The organism is Nonomuraea sp. IBHARD001 (genome assembly GCF_056106265.1).
Map to the genome: position 1 here is coordinate 7,956,981 of NZ_JBWBBW010000002.1, position 24,167 is coordinate 7,981,147.

The following is a 24,167-nucleotide window of genomic DNA, read 5'->3' on the forward strand; positions in this document are numbered from 1 at the left end:
CGGGTCAAATGTGTGGGAGCGATCGTCCATGATTCGACAGGGCGGCTGCTCGTCATCCTCCGGGGCAGGCCGCCGGGCGAAGGGTCGTGGTCGCTGCCGGGCGGCCGGGTGGAGCCGGGCGAGACGCTCGCCGCGGCCCTGGTGCGCGAGCTGGCCGAGGAGACCGGCCTGACCGTGGTGCCCGGCGCGCTGGCCGGGGTCGTGGACCGGCCAGGGCTCGGCGCGACCGTCTACGAGATACACGACTTCCACGCCACCGTCGCGGGCGGCACGCTGCGCCCCGGCGACGACGCCGCCGACGCGCGCTGGGTCACACCTGGCGAGCTGCTCGCCCTCCCGCTGGCCGACGGCCTGCTGTCCGCCCTGCGCGAGTGGCACGTGCTCCCCTGACGCGAGGAACCCGGCGTCATCGGGACGAACCCAGGGTCGAGGTCCACACGAGCAGGTGGTCGGCGCTGTAGGTGGTGGAACGGCCGAGCGCCAGCACGTTCGGCCCGCTGAGCGCCACCGCGCCGAGCCACTGCATGCCGTCCCCGCCGAGCTGCCCCTGCGTCAGGTCATGCCGGTGCCAGTTCAGGCCGTCCTCCGACGTCCACGCGGCACTGTCCCCCGAACCCGGCGCCCCGTGCCAGCCCACCGCGACGATGCCCTGCTCGGTGGCCGCCAGATCGTGAACGGCCGCAGCCTGTACGGCGGGCAGCCAGGCGAAACGCCACGACGCGCCGTTGTCGTCCGACAGGGCGGCGAAGGCCTTGCGCGAACCCGACGTCTGGGCGGTGCCGACGGCGACGAGGTTCTCGCCGTACGCGACGACCTGGCGCAGTCCGGCCGATGTGGAGTCGGGCGGCACCACGCGTTTGCGTGCCGACCAGTTGACGCCGTCGCGCGAGGTCCACACCACGCCGCTCTCGTGGTCGGCCGTTCCGGCGCCGCCCACCGCGACGAAGCCGTCCGGGGTGGCGCTCACGTCGTGCAGGACGACGCCCGAACCGCCCTGGGGCAGCTTGGCCGCACGGTTGAAGCGTTTGAGGTCGGCGGTGAACCACACGGCCGCCGTACTGCCTCCCGCCGTGCGCTCCTCGCCCGCGAGCACGTAGCCGGTCGCGCCCGCCGCCACCACGTGCGCGGCCAGGAACGGGCTCTCCGCCCCTCTGGCCAGCGCGCCCGCCGCCGCGGCGCGCACCCATTCGCGGCCGTCGGGCGAGGTGACGACGAGGGGCTCGGTGGAGGAGGCATCGGTCATGTTGGCGCCTACCGCGATCCAGCCCTTGGCGCCGTGCGCGACGTCGTCGAGCGCCTGCCTGCGGGGGCCGTCGAGGGTGGTGGCCGCCCAGGTCGCGCCGTCCGTGCCGGTCCAGATGCCCGCGTCGCCCGCCACCGCGCCGACCGCGACGTAGCGGCCTGCCGCGACCGCCACACTGCTGGTCTCGCGTGCGATGCGCGACAGGCCGTCGATGCCGTCGAGCGGCACCTTCGCCGCCTGGGCGCCGGGCGCGGCCGTCATCAGGACGAGCTGGTTGTCGACCTCGGCCGCCGCCTGGTCGCCGCCGATCACCAGGCGGCCGGAGTCGGCGACGGCCAGCGAGCGCAGCGTGGCGCCTTCCAGATCGCCCAGGTCGGCGCGCTTGGACCAGGAACGGCCGTTCTGGCTCAGATGCACGGTGTAGCCGTTGAGCCCGGTCTGCGCCACCGCGGCCACACCCGCCGCGTAGGAGACGACGCCGGTCACGCCCGGACTCTGCGCGCCGAGACCGCCGATGGTCCCGCACGCCTTCCAGTCGACGCCGTCGGCCGAGCACGACACGCGTACCTCGCCGGAACCGGCCAGCTGCTTCAGCGGCACCAGGACGAACGAGCCGCCCGCGACGGCCAGGGTGCCCTCGCGCGGCCTGACGTCGGGCAGCTGCCTGGCCTTGCGGTTCCAGGTGCGTCCGCCGTCGGGTGAGCGCAGCACGACCGAGCCCTCGCCGCTCGCCTGTTGCGCCAGGGCCAGCACCTCGTCGCCCTTGGCCACCACGTCCTTCAGGTCGCGCACGGTGTCGGGCGTGGCGATGTCGCGGCTGTCGACCCGGGCCCACGCCCTGCCGTCGGAGGAGACCCAGGCCGCCGGGCCCGTGCCGCCGTCCTGCAGCAGCGTGCTGCCGACGGCCGTGAACCCGGTGGCCGTCCTGGCGATGCCGTTGACCAGGTCGCCGCGCCTGAACGCCGCCAGGCCGTCGGCCTCGACCGCCTCCCAGGTGAAGCCGTCGAGCGAGGTCCACATGCCGCGTTCGTCCCCGACGGCGTCGCCACCGGTGGCCAGCCATCGGCCTTCGCCGCCCGTGACGCGTTGCACGGTGGCCGTGCCCGACTGGCCCACCTTGCCGAGCTGCCAGGTCTCGCCTCCGTCGGGCGAGAACAGGAACAGCGGGCGCGGCACCGGGCTCGTGGTGTCGCTGCCGACGGCCACGACGATCGAGTCGACCGCGGCGACGTCGTTGAGCAGCTGGTTGGAGCCCGCGCCTTCCGAACGTGCGCTGAACAGCGTGTCGCCCGAACGGCTGTCGCCCGCCGCCAGGCGCAGTCCGGTCTGGCCGGGCGAGCCGTACCACTGCCAGGCCAGGATGCCGCCCGCGGCGAGCACGATGATGACCAGGCCCGCCGCGAACGGGCGTACCAGGCTTCTCCGGCCCCGTGTCGGGCTCGACCGTCTCGCGCCCGAAGGCGGCAGCGGCCGGTGCCTGCCGCCGTTGCCCTGACGCCTGCCCTCCTCGTCGTCGGCCAGCAGGTCCGGCCTGGTCGGACGGCCCGCCGGTGGCCGCCCCACACGGTGCAGCGGCTCGTCGCCCTCCGAGCGGTCGACGTACTCCGGCTCGGCGGTGACCTCGTCGTCGTACGGGCGTCTGGTGTCCCTGAAGGCCGCCGGGTCGCCGTAGGGCACCGGGTCGCCGAAGGGGCGCGGCTCGTCGTAGTCGTCCGCGTAGTCGTCGTAGGTGTGGTGGGGGTCGTGGGGGTCGTGGGCGTCGTGCGGGTCCCGGTCCTGGCGGTCGTACGGATCGTCGTAGGAGGGGCGGTCGTGGCCGTAGGAGGGGGGCGGGTCGCCGAAGGCCCTGCGGCCGTCGAAGAAGGACGGCGGGGTGATCGGGGTGGGCTGCTCCTCGTCCCGGTCCTGGTCCTGCGTGGGGTCCTGCGTGGGAGGGGGTGCCTCGGGTGGGGCTGCGGACACGAGGAGCACGTCGGGCGGCACCGGGCGGTGCGGCGGCGGTGGCGGCGTGTGCGCGCGGGTGGGGCCGGGACCGTGCTTGGGTCTGGCGGGCCCCTGGGCGACCAGTTTGTCCGCGCCTAAGTCCTGTGCGACGGCAGGTGCTTGGCCGGAGCCGGGAGCTTGACCGAAGGCAGGAGCCTGGCCGGAGGTGGGGACGGGACCGGAAGCAGGTGCTTGGCCGGAGGCAGGAACAGGGCCGGAAGCGGCAGCCGGGGCCGGGTCCTGCCGATGGGCCGGAGGCTGCCCGGGGAATGCGCCTGCTGCCTGCGTGTGCTTCGGGCGTGCCGGGCCTTGGGCGACCAGCTTGTCCGGGCCTGGAGCACGCCTCGGCCTGGGGGCGTCGCCCCACGCCCCGGCGGACGCGTCACTCGGCGCGGGCGCGTCGCCCCACGATGGCCCGGTCGACCCGCCAGGTGTGCCGGGCGCCTCGCCCCACTGAGGTTCACCCCCCGGATGCCCGGCGGACGAATCCCCGGGGGCATCCCCGGACGAAGCCCCGCCCGGTGGTGTCGGCCTGCTGTAGGGCCGACGGCCGCGTGGCGGCTCCGGGGAGTCGTCGGGCACAGGAGAGGAGAAGGGCGGGCGGCCCCACGGGGAATCGTTCACCGGCAGGCCGCGCATTCGGTCGTCGGCGGGTCCGGGCGGAGAGTGCCGGATCCGTGGCGGGGTGTCATCGTCCGGCTGTCGTCGTGGTGAGCGCGGGTCGCTGGGGCCGGAGGCCACGCGTCGCACACCTCCTCGTCGGGGGATCCGGACCGTTCCATTGGTGCCGTGGCACTAAAGCTGCGATATACCGATATATCCCAGCGCTTCATGCACGGTGCTACTTCTACCCCATCCCACGGCGTAGATCACCTCACTTGCCGACGGTCGTGCCTCTCCCAGAGCAACACGCCCAGGCCGCGATGGCGAGACCTCTCTAGTGAGATTCATGGAACCTGAGGCGACTTCCCGGACCCGGGAGGCGTCGCCCGAGCCGTGAGCAGACGCCGCCCTCACGGTGAGAGCGTGGCGACGCGACGCCTGCGCATGAGCCACACGACCCCCACCGCGAACACCGTGAGCTGCACCGCCGTACCCGCGAGCGACTGCCACGGCACCGAACCCTGCTGCAGTGCCTCGTCCAGCTCACCGGCAGCCGAGCTGAGCCCGAACGCCAGTGTGTTGTTGATCACGTGCAGGGCGATCGGCGCCTCCAGACCGCCGGTCTTGACCGCCAGCCAGCCCATCAGCGCGCCGAAGAAGAAAACGTCGAGGATGCCCCAGTCGGTATAGCCGTGCAGCGCCGTGAACCCGGCCGCCCCCAGCACGATGCCGAACCACGGACTCCTGAAGAACGCGCCGAACGCCTGCAGCAGCCAGCCCCTGAAGATGTACTCCTCGGCCGCGGCCTGCAGGGGCACGAACAGCAGCGTGACCACGAGGCCGGGCAGGAAGGCCGACCACCCGGCCCATCCGAACAGCTCCGACGCCTCCTCCCCCGTGAGCGAGTAGGCCAGGGCCGTCGCCCCCTGCCCGAGCGCCATCGCGAGCACGCCCACGCCCGCGCAGACGGCCATCCACCCCCAGCGCAGCCGCCCGAGCACCGAGGACAGGGTGCCGGGCCTGCGCCGTTGCACGAAGGCGACCGTGCCGTAGACCAGCGGCAGCACGGCCGCGATCGACACCAGCTGGACCGCGAGCCCGAAGGCGGGATCGCCGAACAGCCGCTCCTCCGTCATCGGCGCGTCGATGCCGAGCAGCAACGCCAGCGCCACCCCGGCCAGCAGCACGAACAGCCCGATCGCGAAGAACCCGGCGCCGACGATCACCGTGCCGACGACCGGACGCCACCAGACGTTGAAGGCGTTGCGCGCCAGCAGGTCGTACCTGCTGCCCGAAGGCGCGTCGGCGAACCAGGCCTGGCGGGGCGCGGACGTCCCGTAGGGCGCTTGGAGCCCGCCGGGCGGCTGCGCGGCCCATGGCCCCGGCTGCTGGGCGCTCCACTGCCCCTGCTGGCCCTGCTGGCCCTGCTGGCCCTGCTGCTCGGGTGGGAGCCCGGGAGGCGGCTGGAAGGTCGGCTGGCCCTGCGGCTGATCGTGCATCTCCTCATTCTCCCCTCCGGGTGCGCATTAGTTCACAGACAGGGGTGGTGAACGGGCGGATGCTCGGGTTTCGCACATCCGATCCCTGGGAGTAGTCATGTCAAGGCTGGGGCCAGTCATCACGCTCACGGTGGGGGCGCTCATGGCCGCCGGGCTCGGCGTGGGAAGCGTGCTCGCCTCGCCAGCGGGTCAGCCCACCGCCGCGCCGGGCGACACCGTCGAGGCCACGTCCGAGATCAAACCTGACGCGGCGCAGGAGGAGGCCGCGAGCCAGGCCGCGCAGCCGACCAAGGCGGCCCCCGCCCTCAAGGCCGACTACGCGGGCAGGGTCAAGGGCAACGGCGGGCTGATCGCCATCTCGGTCCGAGGCGGCAAGGCCGTCGGCTACTTCTGCGACGGCCGTACCGAAGCCTGGTTCAAGGGCAAGGTGGAGGGCGGCGACGCGAAGCTCACCGGCTTCGGCGAGGCCGCGATCACCGCGGCGTTCGGCGGCGGCAAGGCGGCGGGCGAGCTGGTCGTGGGCGACAGGAAGTGGAGCTTCACCGCCCCGACCGTGAAGAAGCCATCGGGCCTGTACCGCGCGACGGCCCTCGTGCGCGGCGCCCGCGTCAAGGCCGGATGGATCGTCCTGGCCCGGCCGGACGGCAACGGCTTCACCCAGGTCGGCTTCACCTCCGTCGGCGACCGGCAGGTGCCGACCCCCACGCTCACCCCTGGCGCCCCCGTCACCGTCGACGGCACCGAGATCGAGCCCAAGGACGTCGACGGCTTCATCGAGGAGATGTCATGACCACCGCCCAGGAGACCACCCCCAAGTCCGCGGCCCCCTTGCTCCTCCCGCTACTGGCCGGTGGGCTGGTGGTCCTCGCGCTCGGCGTGTACGGCAGGGCGCACACGCCGACCGGGTTCGCGATCGGCGTGGCCGGGTTCTCCGGGGCGCTGGCGATGAAGGCCTGGCTGACGACGGGGGCCTTCGTGCTGGCGTTCGTCCAGGTCGTCTCGGCGTTGTCGATGTGGGGGAAGATCGGGCTGCGCGTCCCGCCGTGGGTGCACCGCTGGTCCGGGCGGGTGGCCTTCCTGCTGACGATTCCCGTCGCCTTCCACTGCCTGTACGCGCTCGGCCTGCAGTACGACGTGCCCAGGGTGCTGGCGCACTCGTTGCTCGGGTGCCTGTTCTACGGCGTGTTCACGGCGAAGATGCTGAGCCTGTCCAAGCGCGGGCTGCCGGGGTGGGCGCTGCCGGTGCTGGGCGGCCTGGCCTTCGCCGTACTGGTCGGGCTCTGGCTGACCTCGTCGTTCTGGTTCTTCACCACGATCGGGCTCAAGGTCTGAACGCGGTGGTGCGCGACAGGCCCGCCGCCCGGCCTTTCGCCGCCACCACCAGGGCCATCTTGCGCGAGGCCTCGTCGATCATCTCGTCGCCGAGCATGACGGCGCCCCTGCGTTCGACCGTCGTGTAGTACTCGTAGGCCTCGATGATCAACTCGGCCCTGTCGTAGTCCTCCTGCGAGGGCGAGAACACCTCGTTCGCCGCCTCGATCTGCAGCGGGTGCAGCACCCACTTGCCGTCGAAGCCGAGCGCCGCCGCCCGTCCGGCCACGCGGCGGAAGCCCTCGACGTCCTTGATCTGCAGGTAGGGCCCGTCGATGACCTGGAGGTCGTGCGTGCGCGCGGCCATCAGCAGCCGCATCAGGATGTAGTGGTAGGCGTCGCCCTCGGTGTAGCCGGGCGGCTGCTCCCCCACCACGAGCGTGCGCATGTTGATCGAGGCCATGAAGTCGGCGGGGCCGAAGACGAGCGTCTCCAGACGCCTGGAGGAGCCCGCGATGGCGTCGGCGTTGACCAGGCCCCTGGCGTTCTCGATCTGCGCCTCGATGCCGATCCTGCCGACCTCGTAGCCCATCGTCTTCTCGATCTGGGTGAGCAGGGTGTCCAGCCAGATCACCTCGGTCGGGTCCTGGACCTTGGGCAGCATCACGCAGTCGAGGTGGGCGCCCGCGCCCTCCACGACCTCGATGACGTCGCGGTAGGTCCACTGCGTCGACAGGTCGTTGACCCGCACCACCCGCGTCTTGCCGCCCCAGTCGCCCTCGCGCAGCGCCGCCACGACGTTCTTGCGCGCCTCCTCCTTGGCCAGGGGCGCGACCGAGTCCTCCAGGTCGAGGAAGACCTCGTCGGCGGCAAGGGTCTGGGCCTTCTGCAGGAACCTGAGGTTGCTGCCTGGCACGGCGAGGCACGATCGACGCGAGCGCATGGGCCTCACGCTAGCGGCCGTGCGTGGTCCCCGGCAGCCGGGGCCCTTCTATAGCGGCCATACAAACGCGGCCGGTGCTTCTTGGCGGACCCCTCGTAGGAGTCATCCGGTGTCATAGGCCAACAATGAGGAGGCAAACCCACATTAAGGGAGTGAACATGGCATCCGTCCCCTCGGCCAAGCCGCTCAAGCATCCCGCCGTCCTGTCCGACCTGCTGCCGGGCAGCAGGGTCCGCGACGCCGCGCTCGTCGTCGGCGGCGCGGCGCTGACCGGTCTGGCGGCCCAGCTCACCTTCCCGGCCTGGCCGGTGCCCGTCACCGGGCAGACGTTCGCCGTCCTGCTGGTCGGCGCCGCGCTCGGGATGAACCGGGCGGCGCTCAGCATGGCCGTGTACATGCTCGCCGGGCTTGCCGGTGTGCCGTGGTTCGCCGGCGGCGCGTCGGGGTTCGGCGGCGCCTCCTTCGGCTATCTGATCGGTTTCATCGCCGCCGCCGCCATCGTCGGCAGGCTGGCCGAGCGCGGCGGCGACCGCTCGGTGGGCCTGGCCGTGGCCACCATGGTGTTCGGCAATCTGGTCATCTACGCGTTCGGGCTGCCCGTGCTCATCGCGGTGACCGGCCTGGACCTCGGCACCGCCCTGTACGAAGGCGCGGGCAAGTTCCTCGTCGGCGACGGCATCAAGATCGCGGTCGCGGCCGGGCTGCTGCCGCTCGCCTGGCGGTTCGTCAAGCGCTGACCCGGCCGGAGCTCGGGTTGCAGTGACACCCAACCCGGCTCCCAGCGCCCGCGTGCACGGTGTGGCTCTCCGACTCCTTCGACGAAGGGACGCCGCACATGCGCAGAGCGCTGACCGCACTGGTCCTCCTCCTGCTGGCCGGGCTGGTCCCCGGGCAGCAGGCCATGGCCGCCGACGGGCCGAGGGTGAGCACGCTCACCGTCTCGCCCGCCGCGCACACGGGCTCGTGCACCTCGCCGCCGACGTTCGGGGCGACCGCGACGGTCACCTCGGACGTGGCGGGCGCGGTGGAGTACCGCTGGTTCACCGACGGCGGCGCCGCCACGCCGTACCGGACGCTCACCTTCACCGAGCCCGGCGTGCTGGCCGTCGAGTGGAACTGGCGTGACGGCGTGAGCGGCGACCGCTGGCTGACCCTGCAGCTGAACACGCCGGACAAGCGCCACCGCCACCACGCGTACAAGGTCACGTGCACCGAGCCCAAGGTGACCTCGACGACCATCGAGCCCGCCGCCTCCCATGTCGGCGTCTGCGGCCCCGACGTCACCAGCACCGTGCGCGCCGTCGTCGCCTCGCCCGTCGCCCAGACCCTGACCTACCAGTGGGTCGACGTCTTCGGCGCCCCCGTGACGAGCACCGCCTCGCTCGCCTTCGACGCCCCGGGCTCGCGCACGGTCGAAACCCCGCTGGTACGGCGCGGCACGGGAGCAGGGCGCATCGGCCTGGTCGTGCTGACGCCCGAGCGGGTGGCCGGGCTGCTGACCGCATGGAGCACGACCTGCGCCGCGCCCACGGCCACGCTGGACCTCCCGCAACGCCTGAGCATCGCCCAGTACTGCGCCAAGGGCCAGGCCGCCTACCGGCTGACCGGACGCCTGGACAGTGCGGTGACGCCGTTGCAGGTCACCTATCACGTGTCCAGGCGCAGCAGTCTGACCGGACTGCAGTGGCAGCGCGAGCAGACGCACACGGCGACGGTCGGCACCACGGGCAGGCAGGACTTCTCGCTGGTCTGGACGGTGCCCGCCGATGACGACGGGTACGTCAGGGTCGAGTTCGCCGCGCCGTTGTCCGGCGTCTCGAACACCAGGCCGTTCATCTCGACCTGCGAGCCGCCCGGCGGGCTACAGTCGTGATGTGACGGTCATCGAAGAGGGCGCCAAGAAGTCGGGCGTGGCATGGCTCACGCTCGACCGGCCCCGCCTCGCCTGGCACGCCTGGCACGAGGGCGCGCTCTACGTGGTGACGGGCGGCGGCGAGCAGGAGCTTCCCGGTCTGGCCGGGCGCGACTCGGTCGAGGTGACGCTGCGCAGCAAGGACAACGGCGGACTGCTCACGACGTTCCCGGCGAAGGTGGAGATCGTCGACCAGGCGGCCTCGCCGGAGGCGGTGGCGGCCCTGGCCAAGGAGCGGCTCAACGCCGTCGACCAGAGCGGCATCGTCGCACGCTGGGCCGATCGTTCGGTCGTGGTCCGCCTCATACCCGTTCCACAGCAGTAAGTGTCGATCATGGCTTATGGTCGTTTCCGTGCAGAACCTCCAGCCGCTACTGCCCCGTGAAGCCGATCGTGTAGGTCCCTACCGCCTGCTCGGACGGCTCGGCGAAGGCGGCCAGGGCGTGGTCTACCTGGCACACGACCCCTCCGGCCAGCACGTGGCCGTCAAGATGCTGCACGCCAGGCTGGAGGCCGACGCCGCCGCACGCGACCGGTTCCTGCGCGAGGTCGCCGCCGCACGCAAGGTCGCCGAGTTCTCCACGGCCAGGGTGCTCGACGCCTCGACCGAGGCCGGCAGGCCGTACATCGTCAGCGAGTACGTCGAGGGCGTGTCGCTGGACGAACTGGTCAAGCAGAGCGGCCCGCGCCAGGCGGGCGCGCTGGAACGGCTGGCCGTCGGCACCATGGCCGCGCTCGCCGCCATCCACAGGGCCGAGGTCGTGCACCGCGACTTCAAGCCGAGCAACGTGCTGCTCGCCCTCGACGGGCCGCGTGTCATCGACTTCGGCATCGCCAAGGCGCTCGACGCCACCACGGCCAGTGTGAGCGGCCTCATCGGCACTCCGTCGTACATGTCGCCCGAGCACATCGCCGGTGAGCCCGTGGGGCCCGCATCCGACATGTTCTCCTGGGCGGTCACGATGGTGTTCGCCGCGACCGGCAGGCCCGCGTTCGGCGGCGACAGTGTTCCGGCCATCTTCAACAGGATTCTCACCAAGGATCCGGACCTGCCCGCGCTGGGCGAGCCCCTGGGCTCCCTGGTGGCCGCCTGCCTGGCCAAGGAGCCCGCCGACCGGCCCACGGCCTCCGAGGTCCTGCTGAGCCTCGTGGGACACGCTCCCGTGCCCGCCTTACCGGTGATCGAGGCGCAGGAGGGAGCACCGCAGCCACAGCCGCAGTCGCAGAGCACGGACGGGGCCGACGACGTCACCGGCCCGCAGCCCGTGGTGCCGTCCGAGCCCGGCGGCACGCTGTTGGACGTCCACGCCGGCCAGGTCCCTTTCACCTCGCCCTCCCTGCCCGCCGCCCCCGAGTCGCCCGCGCCGCCCGCGCCCGCCCCGAAGCCGAAGCGGCGGCGCAAGCGACGCCCGCTCCTGCTGCTGGCGGCCATGTCGGTGGCCGCGATCTTCGTCATGGGCACCACCGCCATCATCCTGTCCAACCTCGGCTCCTCCTCCGTCGAGAACCCCGCCCAGAACACGGGCCAGATCTTCCAGGCCAACGGCGACCAGAGGGAGAACGAGCCCGACCCGGAGCCGGACCCGCCGAAGAAGGTCAAGGTCAAGGTGCCGAGCCTGAGCGGCGAGTCGCTGGATGTGGCCATCGACAGGCTGCGGGCCGTCGGGCTGCGCGAGAAGGTCTCCGAGGAGCCGCACGACAGTGTGCCCTCCGGAAGCGTCATCAGGATGACGCCGGACTCGGGCACGGTGGTGAAGGGCTCGGTCGTCGTGCTCTACGTGTCCACGGGACCGGCCGAGGCCCCGAGCCCCACGCCCTCCCAGGACACCACGCCGACCGAGGACCCGGGCACGGGCGAGCCGCCCCAGGAGGAGGAGCCGTCCGCCGACCCCACACCGTCGACACCCGACGGCGAGGAGGAGACCCCGAGCCCCGACGCCGACCCGACCGAACTACGCGAGGGGCGTTCCTGACGCCACCCGAAACCCGGTGACCGAGCGCGGTCCAGACGAGCACGAGTCCTAGCGCACCGCCGGGACCGCCTCCAGCGCCACCTGTTGCGGCTGCGGCAGGCTGGCGGTCGCCATCTGGGCCAGCAGCGCCCCGACGATGACGATCACGCCGCCCACGATCTGGAACACCCCCAGCGTCTCCCCCAGCAACACCCACGCCACCACCGCGCCCGCGATGACCTCCAGCGAGGCCACGGTCGCGCCGACGGCCGCGGTCAGCCTGCGCACGGCGTTGACGCCGAGGATGTAGGCGATGACGGTCGCGACCAGGATCATCCAGAGGTAGGCGCCCACCACCGGCAGCGTGTGCCCGCCGAGCGTGACCGACCTGCCGAACGCCTCCCAGGGCAGCTGCCAGGGCTGCGAGAGCGGCGCCAGCACGGCGGCGGCGCCCAGCATGCCCCAGGCGATGAGGCCGAGCGGGTCGAGGTCGTCGCCGATGCTGTCGCTCATCAGGAAGTACCCGGCGCAGCACGCGCCCGCCGCCAGGCCGAGCAGCAGGCCGATGACGTCGATGCGCATGCCCTGCCACGCCTCCACCACGATGCCCAGGCCCACGACGGCGACCACGGCCCCGACGAAGGCCGAGCGCGGCAGGCGGATCCTCCGTACGAAACGCACCCAGACGACGACCATCACCGGCGCGGTGAACTCCAGCAGCAGCGCGATGCCCACGGGCAGCCTGGTCAGCGCCACGAAGTACAGCGCCTGGACGCCCGCGACGGCCATGACCGCGTAGGCCACCACGAAGCCGATCTTGTTACGCGGCACGCGGAGCGCCCGGGGCCGCAGCACCAGCAGGACGAGGCCGAGCAGCAGCCCCGAACCGGCCATACGCGTCCACACGGCCTCCAGCGGGGCCAGCCCGGCCGCGCCGAGGAACTTGGCCATCGGGCCGGAGAAGGCGAAACACCAGGAAGAGACGAAGGCCAGCGCCAGCCCGGAATACCGCATGAGACACCCACACCTTGGTAATGACCGTTAGATGTTTTGATCCTGACATGTGGCCTCATCGTCAGACAAGACCGTCCGGGGGCAACCTTTAACCGGAAGCGAAGGCGACCTGCCCGGAACCTCCCTTCCTGCTGCTTACGCTGCCGATGTGAGGATCTTCGTCGCCAGGCTCGCCGGTCTTCCGGTCTTCGATCCTGCGGGCGACCAGATCGGCCGGGTGCGCGACCTCGTCGCCACCCTGCGCGGCGGCCTGCCGCCCCGCGTGCACGGCCTCGTCGTCGAGGTGCAGCCCAGGCGCCGGGTGTTCCTGCCGATCACCCGGGTACGCGGGATCGACGCCGGATCGGTGGTCTTCACCGGCAGACTGAACATGCGCAGGTTCGAGCAGCGCGCCTCCGAGACGCTGGTCATCGGCCAGATGCTCGACCTCTCCGTCCAGGTCGAAGGCCAGCGCATGACCGTGTACGACCTGGCCATGGAGGAGACCAAGCCCGCCGAGTGGGCGATCACCAAGGTCGCCGTGTACAAGGGCAGGCGGCGAGGCGCGAGAACCGTCGACTGGGCCGAGGCCACCGGCTTCGACGTCCTGCAGCAGGACCAGGGCGCGGCCGGGCTCATCGCCGCCTTCGACACCATGCGCGCCGCCGACCTGGCCAGCGCCATCCACGCGCTGCCCGGCAAACGCCAGGTCGAGGTCGCGGCGGCGCTCGGCGACGACCGGCTCGCCGACGTGCTGGAGGAGCTGCCGCTGCGCGACCAGATCGGCATCCTCGGAAGGCTCGCCCCCGAGCGCGCGGCCGACGTGCTGGAGGAGATGGGCCCGGACGACGCCGCCGACCTGCTCCAGGACCTGCCGCCCGAGCAGTCGGCCGCCCTGCTCGCCCTGATGGAACCGGAGGAGGCCGAGCCCGTACGGCGGCTGCTGACCTATCCCGAAGACACCGCCGGCGGCCTCATGACGACCGAGCCCGTGATCCTGCCGCCTTCGGCCACGGTCGCGGAGGCGCTGGCCCACATCCGCCAGCGCGACCTGTCACCGGCGGTCGCCGCGCAGGTCTTCGTGACCAGGCCGCCGACCGAGACACCCACCGGGACCTACCTGGGCGTCGCGCACTTCCAGCGGCTGCTGCGCGACCCGCCCTCGACGCTCGTCGGAGCCGTGCTCGACCGCTCGCTCGACCCGATCAGGCCCGAACGCACACTGCCCGAGGTGACGTCCTATCTGGCCACCTACAACCTCGTCGCCGCGCCGGTCGTGGACGAACTCGACCGGATGGTCGGCGCGGTGACCGTCGACGACGTCCTCGACCACCTGCTGCCCGAGGACTGGCGCGAGGACGACGACCACACGGGAGGCGCCGGCGATGGTGCTTGACCGGCTGGACCAGCCACGCGAGCTGCGCAGGTCGCTGCCGCACTACGATCCCGAGGCGTTCGGGCGGGTGTCGGAGCGGATCGCCAGATTCCTCGGCACCGCACGGTTCCTGGTGTACATGTCGGCGTTCGTGGTCGTCTGGGTGCTCTGGAACATCCTGGCGCCCGCCGGGGTGCGGTTCGATCCGTACCCGTTCATCTTTCTCACGCTGATGCTGTCGCTGCAGGCCTCCTACGCCGCGCCGCTCATCCTGCTGGCGCAGAACCGGCAGGACGACAGGGACCGCGTGCAGTACGAGCAGGACAGGCACACCGCCGAGCTCTACCAGGCCGAGATCGAGTACCTCACCAGGGAGATCGCCGGACTGCGGATCGGGCTCGGCGAGGTCGCCACGCGCGACTACCTGCGCTCGGAGCTCAGAAGCCTGCTGGAGGAACTGGAGGATCGCCGCCCGCAGTAGCGGACTCCAGCTTGGCCAGCATCGCGGTGGCCAGCTGGATCTCCCCGGCGTCGAGCTGGTCCAGGAAGTGGGTGCGCACGCCGCGCCGGTAGGTCGGGGTCGCCTCGGCCAGCCGCTCGGCGCCCGCGTCGGTCAGCACGGCGTAGAGCCCGCGCGCGTCGCTCGCACACGCCTCACGTGCCACCAGGCCGCCGCGCTGCAGCCTGTCGACGAGTCTGGTCAGGCCGCTGCGCGACAGCAGAACGCGATCGGCCAGGTCGTTCATGCGCAACCGGCGGCCCGGAGCCTCGGCCAGACGGCTCAGCACGTCGTAGGAACCGAGCGCCAGATCATGGGTGAGCAGCAGCTCGGCCTCAAGGTGGCGGGTGACGCGCACCTGGGCCCGCTGCAGCATCCGCCAGACGGTCAGCTCCTCGGAGGTGAGGTGCTCGCCGCTCAGAAGAGTCACGGAGTAATCTTAGAACGTTGCACGCACACCTAAACAGGCGTTGGGGGCCTGAGCAGCGGCAGCGGTTCATACCATGGAAACGACGCCTGTCTCGATATAACTAAGGAGGGACGGCATCCCCCCGTCGCCTGACGGTGACGGTCCTGCCGAGACTTCATGGCACCTACCCAGGACCAGGTGACGGCCGCTCTCGCGACCGTGAACGACCCTGAGATTCGCCGGCCCATCACCGAGCTCGAGATGGTCAAGAGCATCGACATCTCGCCGGAGGGCGCGGTCCGCGTCGGGATCTTCCTGACGGTCTCGGGCTGTCCGATGAAGGACACCATCACCCGCGACGTCAAGGCCGCGGTCGGCAGGCTCGACGGCGTCAGCGACGTCTCGATCGAGATGGACGTCATGAGCGCCGAGCAGCGCAAGGCACTGCAGACCAAGCTGCGCGGCAACAAGGGGCCCGAGAAGGAGATCCCGTTCAACCAGCCGGGCTCGCTGACCCGCGTCTTCGCCGTCGCATCGGGCAAGGGCGGTGTCGGCAAGTCCTCCGTGACCGTCAACCTCGCCGCCGCCATGGCCGCCAACGGCCTCAAGGTCGGCATCGTCGACGCCGACATCTACGGCCACAGCATCCCGCGCATGCTCGGCGCCGCCGAACGGCCGACCAAGGTCGAAGACATGATCATGCCGCCGGTGGCGCACGACATCAAGGTCATCTCGGTCGGCATGTTCAAGCCGGAGGGCAACACGCCCGTCGTCTGGCGCGGCCCCATGCTGGACAGGGCGCTGCACCAGTTCCTCGCCGACGTGTACTGGGGCGACCTCGACGTCCTCCTGCTCGACCTGCCGCCCGGCACCGGCGACATCGCCATCTCGGTCGCCCAGCGACTGCCCGGGGCCGAGATCCTCGTGGTCACCACGCCCCAGATGGCCGCCGCCGAGGTCGCCGAGCGGGCCGGTTCCATCGCCGCCCAGACCCACCAGCAGATCGCCGGCGTCATCGAGAACATGGCCTGGCTGCCCTGCCCGCACTGCGACGACCGCATCAACGTCTTCGGCGAGGGCGGTGGCCAGACGGTCGCCGACGCCCTCACCCGCATCCTCGGCGCCCGCGTGCCCCTGCTCGGCCAGGTCCCCATCGACCTGCGCCTGCGCGAGGGCGGCGACGAGGGCAAGCCCCTGGTCCTGACCGACCCCGACTCCCCCGCCGCCGCCGAGCTACGCCGTATCGCGGCGACGCTGTCGAAGAAGTCCTCCAGCATCAAGGGCCTCCAGCTGGGCCTGTCCCCCAGCGCCCGCTGACCCCACACCTTCCAGTACGGCCGGCCACGGCCCAGCCTCCTCACCCCACGTGGCCGGCCCCGTCCTTCACGCTCCTCAAGCAGGACTACGGCCGGGCCCCGAACATCGCCCCTTCGACGCCGCGCGCCGAAGAAGCCGAAGAAGAGGGGATCAGGTCGCCTCGGAGTCGTAGGGCGGAAGCTCGCCCGGGCCCAGCTCGAACGCCGCAGCCGCCGCGAAGCCACCCGCCGGGGTCAGCGCGGGAGCCGAGTCCGGCTGGCGCTTCCACTCCTGCTCGACGTCGTCGAGGAGATGCTTGCGGACGAAGTTCTTCGGATTGAGGTCGGCGGGGTCGAAGTTGGAGAACTCGGGACCGAGCCCTGCCTGCAGGTCGTCCCTGGCGTTGTTGGCCATGCGGCGCAGGTTGCGCAGGGTCTTGCCCGCCTGGGCCGCGGCCTGAGGCAGCTTCTCCGGCCCGAACACGAGCAGCGCGATGACCACCAGCGCCCCGATCTCGAGCCAGCCGAGTCCGATCACCGAGATCTCCTAGAGCAGTCCACCAGTGTCCTCCACCCAACACCGTCCACCCATGCCGTGCGACAGCGCCGGGGTGTTGTCCAACGCTGTCCAAAGATGGACCGGCAAGTCCGATTCAGACTCTGTCGATTCCAGACTAAGGGCTCAGGCACCGCGATAGTGCCTCCCGGCGGGGTCAAGTATCTCCCCGCCGGGCGCACGCCAGGTCAGGAGGGCGAGGGAGCGGGCGTGGCGTCGGTCTCGGCGGCCACGGTGACGGTGGCGGACTTCTCCTGGCCGCCCCGCTGGAACTTCAGCGTCACCTTGGAGCCCGGAGCCTTCGCCCGGATCAGGGCGATGAGCTCGTTGCCGTCCTGCAGCCGCAGGCCGTCCATCTCCAGGATCACGTCGCCGGGCTTGAGGCCGGCCTTTCCGGCGGGGCCTTCGGGCTCGACCGGCTGGCGGCCCTGCTGGGCCTCGGAGGCGATGCGCACGCCCTGGCCCTGGTAGCCCTGGTCGAGGACGACACCGATGCGCGAGCGCTTGGCCGTGCCGGTGGTGACGATCTCCTCGGCGACACGCCTGGCCTGGTTGACCGGGATGGCGAACCCGAGGCCGATGCTGCCGCTCTGGCTGCCGAGCGAACGGCTGAGCGTGGCGATGGCGGAGTTCACGCCGACCACCTCGCCCCTGACGTTGACCAGGGGGCCGCCCGAGTTGCCGGGGTTGATCGCGGCGTCGGTCTGGATCGCGCTGATGTAGGCGGGGTCGGGGTCGTTCTCCTCGCCCGCGACGACCGGCCGGTTGAGCGAGCTGACGATGCCGGTCGTGACGGTGCCCGTCAGGCCGAGCGGCGAGCCGATCGCGATGACCGGGTCGCCCACGACGACCTCGTCGGAGTTGCCGAGACTGATCTCCGGCGTGCCGAACGTCTCGTCCGGCTTGACGACGGCCAGGTCGGAGCCCGGGTCGCGGCCGACGATCTGCCCGCTGGTCGACTTGCGGTTGTTGAACAGGATCGTGATGTTGCCCCGCTGGGCCGCCGCCGCCACGACGTGGTTGTTGGTGACGACATAGCCGCCCTTGATCAGGAAGCCCGATCCGGTGCCCGCGTCGCCACCGCCCTCGACCTCCAGCGAGACGACACTCGGCAGGACACGCGAGGCGACGCCCGCGACCGACTCCGGCGCACGGCTGATGTCGCCGGTCGGCGCGGGGCCGAGGCTGAAGGCGGGGTCGGTGCCGCTGCCCGAACGGGTGAGCAGGTAGGTGCCCACACTGCCGAGTCCGGAGGCGACGAGCGCGATGACGACCGCGAGCGCGACGAGCACACCGGTCGCGGGGCCTCGCCGTACGGGCTCGGCGGGGGTGGTGGTGCCCGGGTAACCGGGCGGGGGCGGCGGGGCCCAGCCGTGTCCCATGCCGAAGGCCTGGGAGGGCGGGGGCGGCGGTGCGGCCGACGTGGTGAAGATCCCGGTGTCGCCGCCTGACCTGGCGCGCCCCGAAGGGTCGCCCCACGCACCCGAGCCGCCCGCCTGCGCGCCGGAGCCCGGCGCGGATGACTGCCCCGGGTATCCGCCCGCGCTCTGGGCGCCGGAGCCGTACGTGCCGGGGTAGCTCGGTTCCGGGGTCTGTCCGGCATAGCCGCCATAGCCAGGGCCGTCGCCACGCGAGGGGCCGCTCCCCTGGTACCCGGCGGCCCACCGGTCCCCGGCCGGCGCCTCAGGAGCGGAGTAGGCCGAAGGGGCGGGGCCGGGCGGTGGCGGCGCGAAGGACGGCTCGGCGCCGTCGCGGCTCCACGGGTCGGGCTGGGCGTCGGTCCACGTGGAGTCGCCCGCTGGGCCGATCTGCCAGGTGGAGCCGTCGTGCGGCCCTCCTGGAGCGCCCTGCGAGGCGCCCGAATGGCCACCAGAGGCCTGCGAGGAGCTCCAGACCAGTTGTTCGGCCTGCCTGCCCTCCCACGGGTCCCTGGCCGCGCCCGTCTCCTCGCCCGCAGGCAGAAAGTCAGGGCGTCGCGGAGACTCGGGGGCGTCCGACGAACGCGTCTCGTCGGTCATCTATGGCTCACCACTCCTTGCTCGGACACCGCCATCCTGGCGCGGGCGACATACGAGTGTTGTAAATCCGCGGTCAGAGGAGCGAGGAACGGACAGGTGCCTCGCTCGCTCACACAACATCCCGAACCCAGATCGTATGCCCGCGGTGTCGGCGGCTAAGCCACTCCCCCGGTGTTCTCCTGATTGTCAGAAGGTCAGGGGTGTGCTCCGGGCGTGGCCGGAGTGCTCTGGTGCTTGAACGCCGGCACGGGCGGCGACGGGTCGGGGTTGAACGTGCCGACCGCGAACAGGGTGCCGAGCGCGACGGCGGCCGAGGCGACGCCGACGGCCACGTAGGTGGAGCGGCGGCGCTTGGCCTGGGTGCCCGGCCGGGTGGTGCCGGAGGCGCGGCGCGGCCTGTTGTCGAGCGGCGAGATGCTGTGCGGTCCCGGCAGCGGCACGCCGCCGAACGTCGGGAACGGCCGCTCGCGCGGCGGCAGCGGGCCGCCGGGCTCGGACATGCGCAGCAGCGACATGGTGAGGTCGGCCGGCATCGAAGGGCCGTCGAGCGAGCGCAGACGGGCCTTCAGCGCCCGCATGGACTCCACTTCGGCACGGCACTCGGCGCAGAAGGTGAGGTGGGCCAGGGCGCGCTCGCGCTCGTGGTGGCGCAGCTCGCCGTCGACCAGCGCGGAAACGCGCTCTCCAAGGTGGGACATATCAGAATTCCTCCCGACGGGTCACGGTCGGGGGGTGTTCAGCGCTACGGGGAGCCCGGTGGTCGAGCGCCTCTCGCAACTGAGCCCGGCCACGGTGGATCCGGCTTCGGACCGTGCCCAGCTTCACGCCGAGTGTGGCCGCGATCTCTTCATAGGACAGACCCTCGATGTCGCACAGCACCACGGCCGCCCTGAACTCCGGGGCGAGCGCGTCGAGCGCCGCCTGGATGTCGGGTTCGAGGTGGGAGTCGTCCCACGCCTGCGCCGGTGAGGGCTCGCGGCCCTTGAGGCGCTCGGCGGCGTCGTCGGCCAGCCCCTCGAACCTGATGCGCTGCTTACGGCGCGCCATGTCGAGGAACAGGTTCGTGGTGATGCGGTGGAGCCAGCCCTCGAAGGTGCCCGGCTGGTAGCTCGACAGTGACCTGAAGACCCTGACGAAGACCTCTTGGGTGAGGTCCTCGGCGTCATGAACGTTGCCCGTCAGCCTGTAGGCCAGCCGGTAGACGCGCGCGGAGTGAGTGCGCACCACTTCCTCCCAGCTGGGAGGCGTCCAGTCAGACACGGGAGCATCGGTCTGGTGGTCGCTCGGGTCCACCAGCCCTCCTCTCTCTTTGACCATCGCTACCGTCATAGTGCCTGGTTTCGTCCCTCCGTGCGCACTGCCTGCCTAGGAGACCGGCAAAGGCCGTTTAAACCGTGCAACGCGCTCGGCGTGACATGAGTTCCCGTCCCGGCGTGTCTCCCCTAGGCTGCGATCAGTGACCAATTGCACGGAAGTGGGGAGGAGAGGCCGATGACCGCGACGCCGACAAGTCCGGTGGAGGCCACTCTGGCCTATGCGGAGCAGTTTCATCAGGAAGACGAAATTCTCTATGCCGCTCGTCAGCGCGGTGTGGAGATGGGTGCGCCTCCCATCCTCCCCGGGGGCGGCGCCGCATTGTGTTTCCTCGCTACCGCCATCAATGCCAGAGCTGTCGTGGAGATCGGGACCGGCTGCGGGGTGTCCGGGCTGTGGCTGCTGCGCGGCATGCGCCCCGACGGCACGCTGACCAGTGTGGACGTCGAGCCCGAGCATCAGCGCATGGCACGCCAGACGTTCGCCGAGTCCGGCTATTCGGGCGGCAGGATCCGCCTGATCATCGGCAGGGCGCTCGACGTGCTGCCCAGGCTGTCGGACGGCGGCTACGACCTGGTGTTCGCCGACGGGGCCAAGCAGGAGTACGCCGACTACCTCGCCGAAGCCGTGCGTCTGCTGCGCGTGGGCGGCATCGTGGCCTTCGACAACGCCCTGTGGCACGGCAGGGTCGCCGACCCGGCCCAGCGCGACCCCGACACGGTGGCCGTGCGGGAGCTGGGCAAGCTCGTGCGATCCGACGAGAGGCTCAGGCCGCTGATGATGCCTCTGGGCGACGGCCTGCTCGCGGCGATCAAACTGGCCGACTAGACACGGGGCCCAGACACGGGGCTCAGGCGCGGGTGAGCCACTCCAGGAGCACGCGCACGCCGAACCCGGTCGCGCCCTTGCTCCTGGTGCCCGCGTCGACCGTGCTGCGGCCCACGCCTGCGATGTCGAGGTGGGCCCACGGCCTGCCGCCGGTGAACTCCCTGAGGAACAGCGCGGCCGTGATCGCCCCCGCCCCGAATCTGGAGCCCGCCTCCACGTTGGCCAGGTCGGCCACCGGCGATTCGAGCGCGGGGGCGTAGTCGTCGATCAGCGGCATGCGCCACAGCGGTTCGCCGCTCGTGGCGCCCGCCTCGACCAGCTCGCCCGCCAGGTCGTCGCCCGAGGCGAACACCGCGCCCACGTCCTTGCCCAGCGCCACACTGATCGCGCCGGTCAGCGTGGCGATGTCGACGATGACGTCGGGGTCGAGCTCGGCGTCGGCGTATGCGATCGCGTCGGCCAGCACCAGGCGGCCCTCGGCATCGGTGTTGAGCACCTCGACGGTCCTGCCGCCGTACTGCGTGAGCACGTCGCCGGGTCGCTGGGCCGTACCCGAGATCATGTTCTCGGCCGCCGCGATCAGGCCGGTCACCCGTACGGGGGCGTCGAGTTCGGCCAGGGCGCGCATCACCGCGATGACGACCGCGCCGCCTGCCATGTCGGTCTTCTGGGTCTTCATGTTCGCGGTCGGCTTGAGCGACAGGCCGCCCGAGTCGAAGGTGATGCCCTTGCCGACCAGGACGACGTGCCGGGTGGCGCCTTCGGGGTGGTGGCTCAGCTGGATGAGCCTGGGTTCGTGCTGCGACCCGGCCGCGACCCCGAGCAGGCCGCCGAAGCCGCCCGCCCTCAGCTCGGCCTCGTCCCACACGCGGAGGGCGAGCCCGTCGGAGACCGCCTGTTCGGCCAGCCAGGCCGGGTTCTTCACCGAGGCGGGCATGTTGGCCAGGTCGCGGGCGAACGCGACCGCCCTGGCCACCGTCTCGCCCCGGCGTGCCCGCTGCGCGTCGGGCGTGACCAGGGTGAGCTCGGCCACCGCCTTCTTCGGCTCGGCGCCGATCCTGAAGGAGTAGGCGGCCAGCAGCGCGGCCTCGGCGAACACGGCCGCGTCGCCCTCGTACGGCAGGACGACCGTGAGCGCCGCCCTGCCCTTGGCCCGGCGGGTCAGCGCGGCGGCGGCCTTGCGCAGGGCGACGGGCGAGGCGTCGCCCACTCCGTAGAGCAGCACCCGCCCGACGCCCTCGCCCAGCGGCACCGCCACGTCGACGATCTCGCCCGCCTCACCCTTGGACTCGTAGTGCGCCAGCAGCGCCCCTGCGGGCAACGGCAGCTCGCGCAGCCCGTCGTGCGCCGGGCTCAGGTCCGCGCCGTAGGGCAGGGCCAGCAGGTCGGCATCGGCCGGAACCTGCGTGAGCACCTGCAGCGTGCTCTCAATGGGCAACGCGCTCTCCCCCAACGTGAGCGGCCCCGGCGCGGGTCATCAGCCCGGCGGCCGGGGCCGTCGATCAGTCCTGGAATCGGCGACAGGTCAGCCGACGACGTTCTTCAGTGCCTCGCCGAGAGCCTTGGCCTCGTCGGCTGAGATCTCCACGACGAGCCGGCCGCCGCCCTCCAGGGGGACTCGCATGACAATGCCGCGCCCTTCCTTGGTGACCTCCAGCGGACCGTCGCCGGTCCGCGGCTTCATCGCCGCCATGCGTGCATCCCTTCGTGCATTGGGCTCCCGCAGCCCGCGGTTTTCGACCGCCCCTGGGGGGTGGCCGACGCATTCACGTCTTCTGTGATGTCCTATTCTCCCGCATCCCAGCCGCTCATGGGTAACGATCTCCTCCCAGAATGCGTTGTCCGTGGCACATAAGGCGTCCAAACTGGACCATGTGAACGCACGCGCAGCGCTCTTCGACCTCTACGGGGACCACCTGCGCTCACGTGGCGGGAGGGCCACCGTGGCCGCTCTCGTCAGGCTGCTCGCCCCCCTCGACATCGCCGCTCCCGCCGTACGCACAGCGGTTTCCCGCATGGTCAGGCAGGGCTGGCTGGCCCCCGTGAGACTGCCCCCGGGACCTGGTTACGCGCTCACCGCCAAGGGCGTACGGCGCCTTGACGAGGCCGCACTGAGAATTTACCGAGCGGGCGCGATCACCTGGGAGGGCCGCTGGCATCTGGTGGTCGTCGGACAGGTCCGCGACCGGGCCAGGCGCGAGCGGCTGCGGGCCGAGCTGACCTTCCTCGGATACGCGCCGATCTCGGAGAGCACGTGGGTCGGACCGCGCCGGGCGGCCGAGCTCGACGACCTGCTGGCGGCCGAGCAGGTGAACGCCGACAGGTTCGAGGCCAGGCTCGGCGGCGACCCACGCGAGCTGGTCGCCAGGGCGTGGGACCTCGCGGGCATGGGCGAGTCGTACGAGGACTGGCTGGCCGATGCCATCGAACTGGTCGGCGCCCTGGCCGGCGACGCGCCCGACGACCAGGTGTTCGCCACCAGGAGCAGGCTGCTGCACGGCTGGCGCAACTTCCTGTTCAGCGACCCCGGCCTGCCCTGCGAACTGCTGCCCGCCGGGTGGCCGGGCGAGAAGGCGCGTATGTTCTTCGAGCAGGAGGCGGCCAGGCTGCTGCCGTCCGCAGCCGCCTTCGTCGATCGCACCCTGGGAGACCGCTGGTGATCCGTTACGACCTGTCAGACGCCGTGGCCACGATCACACTCGACCGGCCCGACGCCATGAACTCCCTCACCGCCGAGGTCAAGACCGAGCTCCTCGCAGCCCTGCGCCGCGCATCGGCCGACCGGGACGTGCGCGCGGTGCTGCTGACCGGCTCGGGACGCGCCTTCTGCGCCGGGCAGGACCTCAGGGAGCACGCGGCCAACCTGGAGGCGGGCAAGGGCCTGGACGGCACGGTCAGGGAGCACTACAACCCGATCGTCGAGACCATCACCCGGATGGCCAAGCCGGTCGTGGCCGCGGTCAACGGCGTGGCGGCGGGCGCGGGCGCCTCCCTGGCCTTCGCCTGCGACCTGCGCCTGGCCTCCGACAGGGCCAAGTTCGCCATGGCCTTCTCGGGCATCGGCCTGGCGCCGGACTCCGGCGCATCCTGGACGCTGCAGCGCCTGGTCGGCGCGGGGAGGGCGGCCGAGATCCTGCTGCTCGGCGAGCCGATCGACGCCCCGAAGGCGCTCGAACTCGGCCTGGTCTCGCGCGTGGTGCCCGGCGACGAGCTCGTCGAGAACGCCACCGAGCTCGCCGTACGGCTGGCCCAGGGTCCGACGCTCGCCTACGCGGCCACCAAGCGGGCGCTGTCCTACGGAGCGGCGCACGGCCTGCCCGAGACGCTGGAGCTTGAGGCCGTGCTCCAGGACGAGTGCGTGGCCAGCGCCGACCACGTGGCGGCGACGACGGCCTTCCTGGCCAAGGCGCGCCCGGTGTTCGAGGGCCGCTGAG

General features: G+C 71.7%; 24 protein-coding genes. 13 read left to right on the forward strand and 11 right to left on the reverse strand.

The window, feature by feature from the left end:
* The first annotated feature begins 12 nt into the window (after positions 1–12).
* A complete protein-coding gene (locus ACTWNK_RS37800) occupies positions 13–390 on the forward strand; it encodes an NUDIX hydrolase (protein WP_474309712.1) in 378 nt (125 codons plus the stop codon).
* 16 nt (positions 391–406) lie between these two features.
* Here ACTWNK_RS37800 and ACTWNK_RS37805 read toward each other — a convergent pair whose 3' ends face one another.
* Both ACTWNK_RS37805 and ACTWNK_RS37810 read right to left on the reverse strand, forming a co-directional pair.
* The gene (locus ACTWNK_RS37805; protein WP_474309713.1) at positions 407–3,205 is read right to left on the reverse strand and encodes a hypothetical protein; all 2,799 of its coding nucleotides are present in this window, start codon (positions 3,203–3,205) and stop codon (positions 407–409) included.
* A 1,034-nt stretch (positions 3,206–4,239) separates the two neighbouring features.
* Positions 4,240–5,328, reverse strand: a complete 1,089-nt coding sequence (locus tag ACTWNK_RS37810; protein WP_474309714.1) for a lysostaphin resistance A-like protein — start codon at positions 5,326–5,328, stop codon at positions 4,240–4,242.
* A gap of 97 nt (positions 5,329–5,425) precedes the next feature.
* Between ACTWNK_RS37810 and ACTWNK_RS37815 the strand changes: the two genes are divergently transcribed.
* Positions 5,426–6,118, forward strand: a complete 693-nt coding sequence (locus tag ACTWNK_RS37815) for a hypothetical protein (RefSeq protein ID WP_474309716.1) — start codon at positions 5,426–5,428, stop codon at positions 6,116–6,118.
* Entirely contained in the window at positions 6,115–6,660 is a 546-nt protein-coding gene (locus ACTWNK_RS37820; protein WP_474309717.1) for a DUF6529 family protein, read from the forward strand. Before ACTWNK_RS37815 ends, ACTWNK_RS37820 begins: the two co-directional genes overlap by 4 nt.
* Here ACTWNK_RS37820 and ACTWNK_RS37825 read toward each other — a convergent pair.
* Positions 6,650–7,582, reverse strand: coding sequence for an HpcH/HpaI aldolase/citrate lyase family protein (locus tag ACTWNK_RS37825; protein WP_474309718.1), 933 nt, complete (start codon positions 7,580–7,582; stop codon positions 6,650–6,652). The two genes, ACTWNK_RS37820 and ACTWNK_RS37825, sit on opposite strands and share 11 nt — an antisense overlap.
* 158 nt (positions 7,583–7,740) lie before the next feature.
* On the opposite strand from ACTWNK_RS37825, the gene ACTWNK_RS37830 reads away from it, so the two are divergent.
* From ACTWNK_RS37830 to ACTWNK_RS37845, 4 genes are all read left to right on the forward strand, one after another.
* The gene (locus ACTWNK_RS37830; protein ID WP_474309719.1) at positions 7,741–8,319 is read left to right on the forward strand and encodes a biotin transporter BioY; all 579 of its coding nucleotides are present in this window, start codon (positions 7,741–7,743) and stop codon (positions 8,317–8,319) included.
* A 98-nt stretch (positions 8,320–8,417) separates the two neighbouring features.
* Positions 8,418–9,455 carry a hypothetical protein gene (locus ACTWNK_RS37835; protein ID WP_474309720.1) on the forward strand — a complete coding sequence of 346 codons (1,038 nt, stop codon included), beginning with the start codon at positions 8,418–8,420 and terminating at the stop codon, positions 9,453–9,455.
* 1 nt (position 9,456) lies between these two features.
* Entirely contained in the window at positions 9,457–9,819 is a 363-nt protein-coding gene (locus ACTWNK_RS37840; RefSeq protein ID WP_474309721.1) for a hypothetical protein, read from the forward strand.
* 28 nt (positions 9,820–9,847) lie between these two features.
* Positions 9,848–11,467 carry a serine/threonine protein kinase gene (locus ACTWNK_RS37845; RefSeq protein ID WP_474309722.1) on the forward strand — a complete coding sequence of 540 codons (1,620 nt, stop codon included), beginning with the start codon at positions 9,848–9,850 and terminating at the stop codon, positions 11,465–11,467.
* 48 nt (positions 11,468–11,515) lie between these two features.
* On the opposite strand, the gene ACTWNK_RS37850 is transcribed toward ACTWNK_RS37845, so the two are convergent.
* Positions 11,516–12,460 carry an EamA family transporter gene (locus tag ACTWNK_RS37850; RefSeq protein WP_474309723.1) on the reverse strand — a complete coding sequence of 315 codons (945 nt, stop codon included), beginning with the start codon at positions 12,458–12,460 and terminating at the stop codon, positions 11,516–11,518.
* Between the two features lie 148 nt (positions 12,461–12,608).
* On the opposite strand from ACTWNK_RS37850, the gene ACTWNK_RS37855 reads away from it, so the two are divergent.
* Positions 12,609–13,835 carry a magnesium transporter MgtE N-terminal domain-containing protein gene (locus ACTWNK_RS37855; RefSeq protein ID WP_474309725.1) on the forward strand — a complete coding sequence of 409 codons (1,227 nt, stop codon included), beginning with the start codon at positions 12,609–12,611 and terminating at the stop codon, positions 13,833–13,835.
* Positions 13,825–14,295, forward strand: coding sequence for a DUF1003 domain-containing protein (locus ACTWNK_RS37860; RefSeq protein WP_474309726.1), 471 nt, complete (start codon positions 13,825–13,827; stop codon positions 14,293–14,295). Before ACTWNK_RS37855 ends, ACTWNK_RS37860 begins: the two co-directional genes overlap by 11 nt.
* Here the strand turns inward: ACTWNK_RS37860 and ACTWNK_RS37865 are convergent.
* On the reverse strand, positions 14,252–14,743 hold the full coding sequence (locus ACTWNK_RS37865; protein WP_474309727.1) for a MarR family winged helix-turn-helix transcriptional regulator: 492 nt from the start codon (positions 14,741–14,743) through the stop codon (positions 14,252–14,254). The genes ACTWNK_RS37860 and ACTWNK_RS37865 overlap by 44 nt on opposite strands.
* 156 nt (positions 14,744–14,899) lie before the next feature.
* Between ACTWNK_RS37865 and ACTWNK_RS37870 the strand changes: the two genes are divergently transcribed.
* Positions 14,900–16,039 (forward strand): Mrp/NBP35 family ATP-binding protein, encoded by a 1,140-nt coding sequence (locus ACTWNK_RS37870; protein WP_474309728.1) that lies wholly within the window; start codon positions 14,900–14,902, stop codon positions 16,037–16,039.
* 150 nt (positions 16,040–16,189) lie between these two features.
* Here the strand turns inward: ACTWNK_RS37870 and ACTWNK_RS37875 are convergent, their stop codons facing one another.
* The 4 genes from ACTWNK_RS37875 to sigE all read right to left on the reverse strand — a co-directional run bounded on the left by ACTWNK_RS37875 (position 16,190) and on the right by sigE (position 19,920).
* The gene (locus ACTWNK_RS37875; protein WP_474309729.1) at positions 16,190–16,555 is read right to left on the reverse strand and encodes a sec-independent translocase; all 366 of its coding nucleotides are present in this window, start codon (positions 16,553–16,555) and stop codon (positions 16,190–16,192) included.
* A gap of 206 nt (positions 16,556–16,761) precedes the next feature.
* Complete coding sequence (locus ACTWNK_RS37880; protein WP_474309730.1) at positions 16,762–18,591, reverse strand: S1C family serine protease; 1,830 nt, start codon at positions 18,589–18,591, stop codon at positions 16,762–16,764.
* Between the two features lie 194 nt (positions 18,592–18,785).
* Positions 18,786–19,289 carry an anti-sigma factor family protein gene (locus ACTWNK_RS37885; RefSeq protein ID WP_474309731.1) on the reverse strand — a complete coding sequence of 168 codons (504 nt, stop codon included), beginning with the start codon at positions 19,287–19,289 and terminating at the stop codon, positions 18,786–18,788.
* Position 19,290: 1 nt separating this feature from the next.
* Complete coding sequence (gene sigE, locus ACTWNK_RS37890) at positions 19,291–19,920, reverse strand: RNA polymerase sigma factor SigE (RefSeq protein ID WP_474309732.1); 630 nt, start codon at positions 19,918–19,920, stop codon at positions 19,291–19,293.
* A 162-nt stretch (positions 19,921–20,082) separates the two neighbouring features.
* Between sigE and ACTWNK_RS37895 the strand changes: the two genes are divergently transcribed.
* Positions 20,083–20,733, forward strand: a complete 651-nt coding sequence (locus ACTWNK_RS37895) for an O-methyltransferase (protein WP_474309733.1) — start codon at positions 20,083–20,085, stop codon at positions 20,731–20,733.
* Between the two features lie 22 nt (positions 20,734–20,755).
* Here the strand turns inward: ACTWNK_RS37895 and ACTWNK_RS37900 are convergent, their stop codons facing one another.
* Together ACTWNK_RS37900 and ACTWNK_RS37905 are read right to left on the reverse strand one after the other, a co-directional pair.
* The gene (locus tag ACTWNK_RS37900; protein WP_474309734.1) at positions 20,756–22,171 is read right to left on the reverse strand and encodes a leucyl aminopeptidase; all 1,416 of its coding nucleotides are present in this window, start codon (positions 22,169–22,171) and stop codon (positions 20,756–20,758) included.
* 87 nt (positions 22,172–22,258) lie between these two features.
* Positions 22,259–22,426 carry a DUF3117 domain-containing protein gene (locus ACTWNK_RS37905; RefSeq protein WP_020545024.1) on the reverse strand — a complete coding sequence of 56 codons (168 nt, stop codon included), beginning with the start codon at positions 22,424–22,426 and terminating at the stop codon, positions 22,259–22,261.
* 181 nt (positions 22,427–22,607) lie between these two features.
* Between ACTWNK_RS37905 and ACTWNK_RS37910 the strand changes: the two genes are divergently transcribed.
* Positions 22,608–23,393, forward strand: a complete 786-nt coding sequence (locus ACTWNK_RS37910; RefSeq protein ID WP_474309735.1) for a PaaX family transcriptional regulator — start codon at positions 22,608–22,610, stop codon at positions 23,391–23,393.
* Complete coding sequence (locus ACTWNK_RS37915; RefSeq protein WP_474309736.1) at positions 23,390–24,166, forward strand: enoyl-CoA hydratase-related protein; 777 nt, start codon at positions 23,390–23,392, stop codon at positions 24,164–24,166. The genes ACTWNK_RS37910 and ACTWNK_RS37915 overlap by 4 nt, the downstream gene beginning before the upstream one ends.
* Position 24,167 lies beyond the last annotated feature (1 nt).

Excerpts from the sequence above, each read along its gene's own strand:
- ACTWNK_RS37830 (WP_474309719.1), top strand. The coding sequence starts at position 7,741 with ATGGCATCCGTCCCCTCGGCCAAGCCGCTCAAGCATCCCGCCGTCCTG.
- ACTWNK_RS37895 (WP_474309733.1), top strand. The coding sequence starts at position 20,083 with ATGACCGCGACGCCGACAAGTCCGGTGGAGGCCACTCTGGCCTATGCG.
- sigE (WP_474309732.1), bottom strand. The coding sequence starts at position 19,920 with ATGACGGTAGCGATGGTCAAAGAGAGAGGAGGGCTGGTGGACCCGAGC.
- ACTWNK_RS37820 (WP_474309717.1), top strand. The coding sequence starts at position 6,115 with ATGACCACCGCCCAGGAGACCACCCCCAAGTCCGCGGCCCCCTTGCTC.
- ACTWNK_RS37880 (WP_474309730.1), bottom strand. The coding sequence starts at position 18,591 with ATGACCGACGAGACGCGTTCGTCGGACGCCCCCGAGTCTCCGCGACGC.
- ACTWNK_RS37825 (WP_474309718.1), bottom strand. The coding sequence starts at position 7,582 with ATGCGCTCGCGTCGATCGTGCCTCGCCGTGCCAGGCAGCAACCTCAGG.
- ACTWNK_RS37870 (WP_474309728.1), top strand. The coding sequence starts at position 14,900 with ATGGCACCTACCCAGGACCAGGTGACGGCCGCTCTCGCGACCGTGAAC.
- ACTWNK_RS37835 (WP_474309720.1), top strand. The coding sequence starts at position 8,418 with ATGCGCAGAGCGCTGACCGCACTGGTCCTCCTCCTGCTGGCCGGGCTG.
- ACTWNK_RS37815 (WP_474309716.1), top strand. The coding sequence starts at position 5,426 with ATGTCAAGGCTGGGGCCAGTCATCACGCTCACGGTGGGGGCGCTCATG.
- ACTWNK_RS37905 (WP_020545024.1), bottom strand. The coding sequence starts at position 22,426 with ATGGCGGCGATGAAGCCGCGGACCGGCGACGGTCCGCTGGAGGTCACC.
- ACTWNK_RS37850 (WP_474309723.1), bottom strand. The coding sequence starts at position 12,460 with ATGCGGTATTCCGGGCTGGCGCTGGCCTTCGTCTCTTCCTGGTGTTTC.
- ACTWNK_RS37885 (WP_474309731.1), bottom strand. The coding sequence starts at position 19,289 with ATGTCCCACCTTGGAGAGCGCGTTTCCGCGCTGGTCGACGGCGAGCTG.
- ACTWNK_RS37860 (WP_474309726.1), top strand. The coding sequence starts at position 13,825 with ATGGTGCTTGACCGGCTGGACCAGCCACGCGAGCTGCGCAGGTCGCTG.
- ACTWNK_RS37810 (WP_474309714.1), bottom strand. The coding sequence starts at position 5,328 with ATGCACGATCAGCCGCAGGGCCAGCCGACCTTCCAGCCGCCTCCCGGG.